Origin of the sequence: Flavobacterium sp. (genome assembly GCF_030146175.1) — a bacterium.
GTDB lineage: Bacteria > Bacteroidota > Bacteroidia > Flavobacteriales > Flavobacteriaceae > Flavobacterium.
The window spans coordinates 38680-48278 of sequence record NZ_JASLCE010000129.1 but is presented as its reverse complement, the minus strand read 5'-3'; the positions used below and the strand labels follow the sequence as shown (position 1 = coordinate 48278).

Sequence of the window (9599 nt, the reverse complement as noted above, 5' to 3'; positions counted from 1 at the left end):
CTTATAGTGATCATGTTCGTACAGTATTTGATCGGTCACTTTTCCGGTAGTGTATTCTTCCCGGATGGTACTGTTTAAAGTATGATCGGTATTATAATAATATCGGGAGTAAAAAGAAGTACCGTTTTTAGGTTCTTCTTCGGTTAGCGTTAGCCTGCCGAAATCGTCGATAAAATTTTTTAGGATTCCCAGAGGCGTGGTCGTGGTACGGACTTCTCCAAAAGGATAATAGGTATAGCGATATTCCCCGGCCGAAGGATCGGAAAGCCTTGATTTTCGTCCCCAATTGTCGTATTGGGTTGTAATCGTAGTCCCCTGAAAATCCGATTCTGTTACGGCTCCGCCAGCGTTATATTTATAGGTAACGGTGCCACCGTTGTCGGTAGCGCTCATGATATGTCCGTTGGCATTTTGAGTCGTGCTACTGGTTTTGTTTCCGTCGGAAGTAGTTACCGTTAGTCCGCTATAGGAAATACGGTTGGTTTTCCCGGTGGGCAATATGGTTTCGACTAAATGATTATAGTCATCATAGGTATAGGAAGTCCATAAGGAAGGAGTGTCAACAAAAGGGTTGCTTTCCTTTACTTTTCGTCCCAGGAAATCGTATTGTATAGCGGTATAGCTCCATTGCCCATCGGATAATTTTATTCCTTTTTTAAGTTCTTGTCCCAGTACATTGGACTGACTGATGGTACTGCCGCCATCGGCATCTAACTGTTGGGAGATATAGGTCTGCTGATTTTTAGTATAGGTATAGTAGGTACTTTTTCCAAGATAGTTGGTTACCTGAACCGGTTTTCCCCAATTGTCATAACGGGTAGTTGTGGTTAGCTGATCCGGATTGGTTTGGGTAAGTACGGTTCCATATAAGGGATGATAGGTATATTGGGTTGTTTGTCCGGTTATGGCTTTACTGGCGATAACAAACCTTCCGGAGGGATCGTAGGTATATTCGGTAACCCGTGGTGACGTTGGAATTTCAGATCCCGGGGTACTAAGGGTCTTTTTCAGGATATTACCATAGGGATCATATTCGAAAGCCTCGGTGAGATAATAGCTCTCGACCAAAGGTTTTTTCCGGAGGGTAAGCAAAGTTCCGTTGGAATTGTAAGTATAAAGCGTTTCGGTGCTTTGTGAATCATCATATGCATTTGTCCGGGTAATGGTTTTTATTGGCCGACCTATATAATAGCTGTTTCCGACACCGTTTGGATTATTTTGGTATTCGGTTTCGGTGGTTGTTTCACCTTGTAAGGTCGAACCTGAAAAATGCCGTGTTCGCACGATTTCCGGTAAATAGAATACCGGCTGGTACTGATAGTCTTTTACCGATTTCACCGAAGTGAGATGATCGGTTGTGGTTTGCCGGGTAAGCAAAGGCGTATAGACTTTATTATTTGTGGTGATCGCATATTGGTTAGTCATACTACTGATCACATTCTCCGGGATATTGGATCCGGAGGCAAACGAAAAAGCGGCTCCGGAGCGTTGCAGCTGTGTATAGGTATTGATCAGTAATCCTCTTTTGGTTGGATCGTTCTGCATAACATTCCATATTCTGGAATTGGAAGGCTTTTGATACCAACTACTTCGGGCGGTTTTAGTAAATCCTAAAGCGCCAAGTCCGGTCATATTTACAGTATACCCGTGGTATCGGAAATCCTGATGACGGGTTACTTCACCGGTAGTACGGGTCAATCGGGACACGGCCCAGAAAAAAGGCAATCGTTTGATTTCGATATTGGGATAGCGGACACTATTGGAAGAGGAATAGAACTCATCCGGATTTCCATAACCGGAATTATTTTCTGATGGTTCTAATGGCTGATAGTTGATTTCATGGATCAAAGCACCATTGGCAGTGGTTACTTTTTTAAGCAGATTGTCTTTTGCGACATCTTTTGTGAAATTAACGTAGGTAACCTGATTGTAATGGTTTCGAACCATAAGGATTTCTTTGTTTATTCCTTGTCGGTATGTTGATACAATTGGAATAACCATATCCGGGGAATCACTGTGATGATCACAGGAAATGTAGAATTTACCCTGACATGGTGTTTCATAGTCGAGTGTAAAGCCACTGGCGCCTGTTTTTCCGATATTGTTGACAAAAGAGGTGATTTTCCAATTGGTATTGTAATCGTTAATGGTCCATTTGGGCGCGTATTTATTGCGCCAGATCCGAACCAGATCCGATTTTCCATCACCGTTAGTATCCAAAGCGTAATAATTACTGTATTGTATACCATCTTTAAAATGCATGCCGGAATGCTGCCAGTAGTCGACAATACGGAAGGTTTCCATGGTGAAAAAGGAAGTGTGATCGGGTTTTGGATTGCTATAATAAATATCCCACCAATCATTGGCTTCGTTATACTTTCCACTGGCTCTTGGCAACATGACATCGGTTTTGCCATCACCGTTAAAATCGCCAAAAAGGATTTGTTTGGTTTCGGAATAGGTACTTAAGGTTCCTTTTCCCAATAACTCCGGTTCTACCCATGGTGTGGCTGTGAGTTGTTTAAAACCGACCACTTTATAGGTTCCATTAGCATTGATAATAAAAATATCCGATTTTCCATCGCCGTTAAAGTCGCCCACATATCTTTTTTTTCCGATCAATAAATCCGGATTTGATAGAATAACGGCACCCGGTGTTGGACCGGCGGATAAAGAATTACCCGTTAGCTGACTGGATATAGTAGGGTTTAAGTCAACCCAGTAAAATTGGCCACATTCGTATTCGGTATACTTTCGTTTCTCACCAACCTTACATATTTTATATAGTAGTACTTCTGATATCCCATCTCCGTTAAAATCACCTTCGAGAAATGCATTTTTTGTCGAAGTACAGGATTCAATCGGATTAAAACAGGACAGATGTATCGGAAAATCAAAGCGTTTGGTGTAGGATAAATTGAGATTACCATTTTGAAGATTGTATACTTTAAAGCCTTCCCCTTCCGAAAACTTAACGATCGATTGAAAGGGATTTAATTTATTGACAGCAAGTGTAGTGGCGGTAAAGGTATCCTGTTTGTCAAAAACGATTGGAGAATTAACAGGTGTCTGGCCAGTAGTCCCGAGAAAATTGTTTGTAAAAATCTGATTTTCGGTGGTAAAATCAAGCCGGCCGTCGCCATCAAAGTCACCGCTTAGTACGATTGAATCGAAATCGAGATTATTATGGTAGGTAGTCAGTAATTCCGATCCAAGACCAAGCGTTTGTGTATTTTGATATTCGAAGGTTACTGGATTAGCGGGTTCCAAAGCACCGTTAAACTCCTGAATTTGGGATACTTTTTCATATCCTAGTTTCGGATCGGCGATATGGGTAAACTCATATTTCCGAAAGAGTTGGTTATTGGTTTTGACCTCGATATAAGATAGCAGTGCTTCTTTTTCGAGTTTTTGCCCTCTGGCGTAAGCTGATTCGGTTCGTTGTGCTTTTTTATAATGGAATTGTATGCTGTTTAACGGATTCAGGGCATCAGTATTGCCGCTAAACCGGATTTCGCTAAGGCACAAACTTTTAGCAAAAGGCTTGGTATAGCGATAGGTAATAAAATTTCCAAGCGGATCTTCATACCGGCGGATATAAAATGCCGACAGGTCGGTGCTACTGTTGTTATAATTACCATACCAGGAACGCGACCCATCGGGTGTAGTCACTATAAAATAGAGTCCGAATCCGCTTCGTTGTAATTCGATTTTAAGGTTGGATTGGGTTTCGGTTTGATAAACAGAACCGATATGCCAGTATTCACCGGAAACCACCAAAAGACGTTGCCCGTCGAGTGCGAGTTTATCGGTGCTGTCAAAATGAAGCCCTTGACGGGAACCGTCAATATCGGTGCGATTTGAAACACGTGTGATGGCCGAAATGGAACTGATATTCCATCCTTGTCCGGCGATTCCTCCAAACTGACCACTTTGGTAAACAAGATTGATCACCGGCCCGGTGTTTTTAAGACTCGGTGGCATCGCAATGGGCAAGGTGTAAGTCGCCTGTCCGGAATTGGTTATTTCCAGTTTTCCCTGAGTATCGTGAAATGGTTGTTGCTGTTGTGAAAATACAATAGCATACCACAAAAACATCGTTAATTGTATGGCTCTTTTCATACCATAAGTATCTTGATTATGGGGAGCGTATTACAAATTTTTAGATTTCGGAGCAGTTGGATTAATGCACTATTTTTTGATAATAGTATAGGCCTGTTTTTCACTGTTATTATAGAGAATAATCAGACTATACATCCCATTGGGATAATCGGAGAAAGGGATTTGAAATTTGGTTTGTTTTTCCAGATTTGAAAACGTCCGGATATGTTGTCCGTTTATAGCATAAAGTGTAATAGAAGTCAGCTGTTGATTGTCTACCAATGTCCAGTCAAGATGCAATTCATTGGTAACCGGATTTGGATAATAGCGCAGTGTCGATTTTTCTGAAAGCGTTGTCAATTCTTCCGAAGCAACGCGATCGACCGTATGTTTGGGTTCACAACTGATACATTTCAATTCTCGGATATTCTGATTTCCGGCGGAATCATAAGAAAAATAAATCGTTTGCGCTTTGATGTCGGTAAAGTTGCATAAAAAACAACTCAGAAAAGTCAATAATGGTAGAATAGTAGCCTTCATAAAGTTTAGATTTAATTAGTTTACGGAGGAAGATTCTTAATTGAACTTGAAATTAGGACTAAAAAAACAAAAATTATAGAATAGGAAATATTTTGGGAGCTTTACGACTTTATTTGGCTCTTGAATCGCAACAAAAAAAGACAGGAAATTTGCTACAACTATGACTGTAAGACGTATCAATAAAAAAAGTCACCAGTTTCCCGGTGACTTTTTTAGTTAGTATAAATGAATGTGTAATAAACTATAGTAAATCCATTAGAAAAGAAGGGAATAAACCGATCGCGATATTCAGTCCGATAGCCAATACAGCTACCACGTAATATTCGAACGGAACCGGTTTTTTAGTTTCATTCGGTTCTTTGGTGTACATCGCGCTGATTACTTTAAAATAGTAATATACGCTGATGATGGAGTTAATGATACCGGCGATAACCAAAATCAGGTAACCGGCCTGTAGTGTTTGATTCAGGATAAAGAATTTGGCGAAGAATCCGGAGAAAATCGGAATACCGGCCATCGATAATAAGGATGCCGATAAAACAGCAGCCATTACAGGATTATTTTTTCCAAGTCCGTTAAAGAATGTGATGCTTTCATCGTCTTTATCGTTACATACGTAAAGGATTACAGCAAAAGCAGCGATACCGGCAAGAGTATAAGCCGTCGCATAGTAAAACAAACTTCCGGTCGCGTTCGACAGGTTTAAAAGTGCCATCAGCATAAAACCAGCATGTGAAATACCCGAAAAGGCCAACATTCTTTTGATATTGTTCTGACGTAATGCCATGATATTACCAACTGTCATCGAGAAGATCGAAATGATCACGATAATCGTTTCATAGGCAAAATTCATATTACCGTTCATGGCCATGTTAAGCTTAAAGAAAGTCGCCATAGCCACTACTTTTGCCAACGTACTCATCGTAGCGGTTGTTAGGGCAGGAGCGCCTTCGTATACATCCGGAGCCCAGAAATGAAACGGAACAGCGGCAATTTTAAACAACATTCCCACGGTAATCATACATACCCCGATATAAAACCAGTCACCGGTTGCAGCCGAATTGGATGCTTCGTAGATCATATTCATGTCGAATGAAGCGACAGCACCATAAATCAAAGCAATACCAAAAAGGATCACACCTGAGGCAAACGATCCCATTAGGAAGTATTTCATACCGGCCTCATTACTTTTCAGACTCAAAGGCTTACTTCCGGCAAGGATATATAATGAAATGGATAAAATCTCAAGACCTAAGAAAAACATCGCCAGGTTTCCGAACGATACCATTGCGACAGCTCCTAATAAAAGGAAAATTTTGATCGCGATAAAATCAGAAACTTTAGACGGACGATTTTTGTAAAAATGATGACTCAGCGTAACCAGAAAAAGAGTTAGCAGAATAAACAGACTTGAAAAAGCCACCGTAAAACGGTTTACTACAATCATATTGTTGTAGTAGCTTTCAGTTACGTTAAATTCAGTCACGGTCATACCCAATATCGCCAACAAACCGGCAACGGTTATTGGAATAATGGCTTTTCGTAAGTTAAAAATTTCAGCTAGCAGGCAAACAACCCCTAATACTGCAATTGCTATTATTGTACTCATTATGCTGGACTAAATTTATTTAATATGTACTAAAATATCTTGTATACTTGGCGTAATCAAATCGATAATTGGTTTCGGATACAATCCGAAGAACAATAGGAAACCGATGATTAGCACAAAAACAATTCCTTCATTAAAGCTCACATCTGCAAATGGTTTTGCATTTGTTTCTCCTAACATGGCCTGTTGGAACATACGCAACATATAGAATGCTCCCAGGATGATGGTTGTTCCACCTACGATGGCAAAGGCCAGATTGGTTTGGAACAAACTGTATAATACGGTAAACTCACCCACAAAGTTAAACGTCCCCGGTAAGGCAACCGATGCCAATACCAGAATCATAAACATCGACGTGAATTTTGGTGATTGTGAACGGATACCACCCATGTCGGCAATGGTACGGGTTTCGAAACGACGGTAAATGATTTCGGCAGCAAAGAACAAACCTACGATTACAAAACCGTGTGCGATCATTTGCAATACGGCACCGCGTAAACCATCTAGTGTTAACGTATAACATCCGGCAGCGATTAATCCTACGTGCGCCAAAGACGAATACGCTAATAATTTCTTTAAATCACGTTGTTTTAAGGCTACAACCGAACCGTAAATAACACCGGCAATACTTAAACCAACAATGGTATATAGTAATTCCTGAGCGGCATTCGGCGCGATTGGCAACTGCCAACGGATTACGGAATATAATCCCATTTTAAGCATGATACCGGATAAAAGCATGGTTCCAACAGTTGGTGCTTTCTGGTATACATTGGCCTGCCATGTGTGGAATGGGATGATTGGAATTTTGATCGCATAAGCAAAGAAAAAGGCCAGGAAAATCCAGAACTCTTCTGTAGACGATAATTCCAATGCGTATAATTTATCCAATTGGAAGCTTCCGGCTTTTTGGTACAGGTAGATAAACCCAACCAACATAAATAACGAACCGGCAAACGTATAGATAAAGAATTTGATTACTGCTTTTTTGCGTTCAGCGGCATCGCCATTCCCCCAAAGTAATGCGATAAAATAAATCGGGATTAACGAAAGTTCCCAGAAAATATAATATAAGAAACCGTCGGAGGCCAGGAAAGTACCTGTCATTGCAAAAGCCATAAACATTACTAAAGCGTAGAAGTTTTTGGCGTTGTTAAAATTGTTTCCGAAAGAAGACAGTATGATTAACGGCGTTAATACGGTAGTTAAAAGTACCATAGCTAAAGCCAGTCCGTCTGCTTTCAGTGAGAAAAGGATATTTGGGTTGGTCATCCAGACTGCTGAAAAACCGCAATCGATTCCCTGATTATATTGATTTAGAATCATAAGGGAAGCGCCAAAAGCAACTGCGCTAAAAAGCAAAGCTACTTTGGATGCCGCTTTATTTCCTGAAAAATAAGTGACAACCGCTCCGAGTAATAAGATTAAGAGTACTATTGTTACGTCCATTTTTAATAGATTATCGTAAAAAGAATAAATAAAACACTACCGAACAAAGTCCGAATACAAAGGCGAATAAATAAAAACCGATATTTCCGTTTTGTAATTTTTTACCTTGTAAAGCCAATCCGTCGGCAACCGCTCCGAATCCGAAGATAATTTGCGACAATCCAGTCTCAATATAATCCCTAAGGAATTTTGATAACGAATAAATTGGTTTTACAATTACGGCCATATAGGCTTCGTCCACATAGTATTTGTTGTATAACACTTTGGCAAAACCGGTGATCTGATCGTCTTCTGCCGGAACTTCTGCTTTTTTGATGTATTTGGAATAGGCAATTCCGATTCCGATAAGCGCTCCCACAACGGCAAAAGCCATTAACATATATTCGGTTGTACCCAAATGATGTGCTTCGTGCGGAGCATGTGCAAAAATCGGTTCCAGATAATGGTTTAACCAGCTGTTACCCGGAAGACTGATTGCTCCACCAACTACTGATAATACGCCTAAAACCATTAATGGGAAGGTGATCAGCATCGGACTTTCGTGTAAATGATGTTTTTGTTCTTCGGTACCTCTGAATTCTTTAAAGAATGTCAGGTATAACAAACGGAACATATAGAAAGCAGTCATGATAGATGCTACTGCTGCGATTACCCATAATACTTTATTTTCGTGGAAGGCTACCATCAGGATTTCGTCTTTAGAGAAGAAACCGGCAAATGGCGGAATACCCGAAATGGCAAGGGTTGCCAATAGGAACGTAAGGAAAGTAACTTTCATCGCGCCTTTTAAACCACCCATTCTACGCATATCCTGTTCGCCGTGTAAGGCGTGGATAACCGAACCCGAACCAAGGAATAAACAAGCTTTAAAGAAAGCGTGTGTGATTACATGGAATACGGCTACCTCATAAGCTCCCAAACCTAAAGCCAGGAACATTAATCCCAATTGGGAAACGGTAGAGTAGGCCAATACTTTTTTGATATCGTTTTGTACCAATCCGATAGAAGCGGCTACCAACGAAGTGATGGCTCCAACCACGGCAATGATATTCTGAACATCCGGTGTTAGGTCGAATAAGAAATTCAAACGGGTGATCATAAAGATACCGGCTGTTACCATCGTTGCAGCGTGAATTAAAGCCGAAACAGGAGTTGGTCCTGCCATCGCATCCGGTAACCAGGTATACAATGGAATTTGCGCACTTTTACCGGAAGCTCCGATAAATAAACACAACGTAGCGATACTCAACCAACCGGCTACTTCAGGATTTGATCCCGTTAATACCGCTTGTTTGATTACGTTAAAATCCAATGAATTGAATAAATATCCGATGATAAAGATTCCAATCAGGAAACCTAAATCCCCGATACGGTTCATGATAAATGCTTTTTTAGCAGCGTCGTTATATTCCTGGTTTTTATGCCAGAACCCGATTAACAGGTAGGAACATAATCCAACGCCTTCCCATCCGATAAACATGATTAATAAGTTGCTTCCCACTACCAAAGTGATCATAAAGAAAATAAACAAATTCAGGTAGGCGAAAAACTTATGGATGTTTTCGTCGTCATGCATATAACTGATCGAGTAGATATGGATCAACGATCCGATACCGGTAACGAACAGCAACCATAACAGGGATAACTGATCTAATAGTATATCGAAATTAATGCTGAATTTTCCAAGCGAAATCCAGTCGAATAGATGCACATTAATGGGCTGTTTGCTTCCGCTTACTTGTGCGAAGAAGTAGCAGGAAACAAAGAAGGAAACCACAACGGCTAACGTTCCCAGAACACCGGAACCGGTTTTACCGAGTTGTTTTCCAAAAAATATATTAGATAAAAACCCGACAAAAGGGGCCAATAATAAGAGTAAAACTAAACTTGTCTCCATTAG

5 protein-coding genes are annotated in these 9599 nt (G+C 40.5%); all 5 read right to left on the bottom strand.

From position 1 onward, the window contains the following. Positions 1-4122 (bottom strand): FG-GAP-like repeat-containing protein (locus Q1R07_RS14775; protein ID WP_300491727.1); only part of this gene is annotated, 4122 nt, incomplete at its 3' end. Between the two features lie 69 nt (positions 4123-4191). Then, a complete protein-coding gene (locus Q1R07_RS14770; RefSeq protein ID WP_300491725.1) occupies positions 4192-4641 on the bottom strand; it encodes a T9SS type A sorting domain-containing protein in 450 nt (149 codons plus the stop codon). A 241-nt stretch (positions 4642-4882) separates the two neighbouring features. After that, positions 4883-6250, bottom strand: a complete 1368-nt coding sequence (locus Q1R07_RS14765) for an NADH-quinone oxidoreductase subunit N (RefSeq protein ID WP_300491723.1) — start codon at positions 6248-6250, stop codon at positions 4883-4885. A gap of 15 nt (positions 6251-6265) precedes the next feature. Further along, positions 6266-7699 carry an NADH-quinone oxidoreductase subunit M gene (locus Q1R07_RS14760; protein ID WP_300491721.1) on the bottom strand — a complete coding sequence of 478 codons (1434 nt, stop codon included), beginning with the start codon at positions 7697-7699 and terminating at the stop codon, positions 6266-6268. A 10-nt stretch (positions 7700-7709) separates the two neighbouring features. After that, positions 7710-9596 carry an NADH-quinone oxidoreductase subunit L gene (gene nuoL / locus Q1R07_RS14755; RefSeq protein WP_300491719.1) on the bottom strand — a complete coding sequence of 629 codons (1887 nt, stop codon included), beginning with the start codon at positions 9594-9596 and terminating at the stop codon, positions 7710-7712. Between the last annotated feature and the right edge of the window lie 3 nt (positions 9597-9599).

Coding starts and splice junctions, on each gene's coding strand:
- Q1R07_RS14760 (WP_300491721.1), bottom strand. CDS start 7,699: ATGGACGTAACAATAGTACTCTTAATCTTATTACTCGGAGCGGTTGTC.
- nuoL (WP_300491719.1), bottom strand. CDS start 9,596: ATGGAGACAAGTTTAGTTTTACTCTTATTATTGGCCCCTTTTGTCGGG.
- Q1R07_RS14770 (WP_300491725.1), bottom strand. CDS start 4,641: ATGAAGGCTACTATTCTACCATTATTGACTTTTCTGAGTTGTTTTTTA.
- Q1R07_RS14765 (WP_300491723.1), bottom strand. CDS start 6,250: ATGAGTACAATAATAGCAATTGCAGTATTAGGGGTTGTTTGCCTGCTA.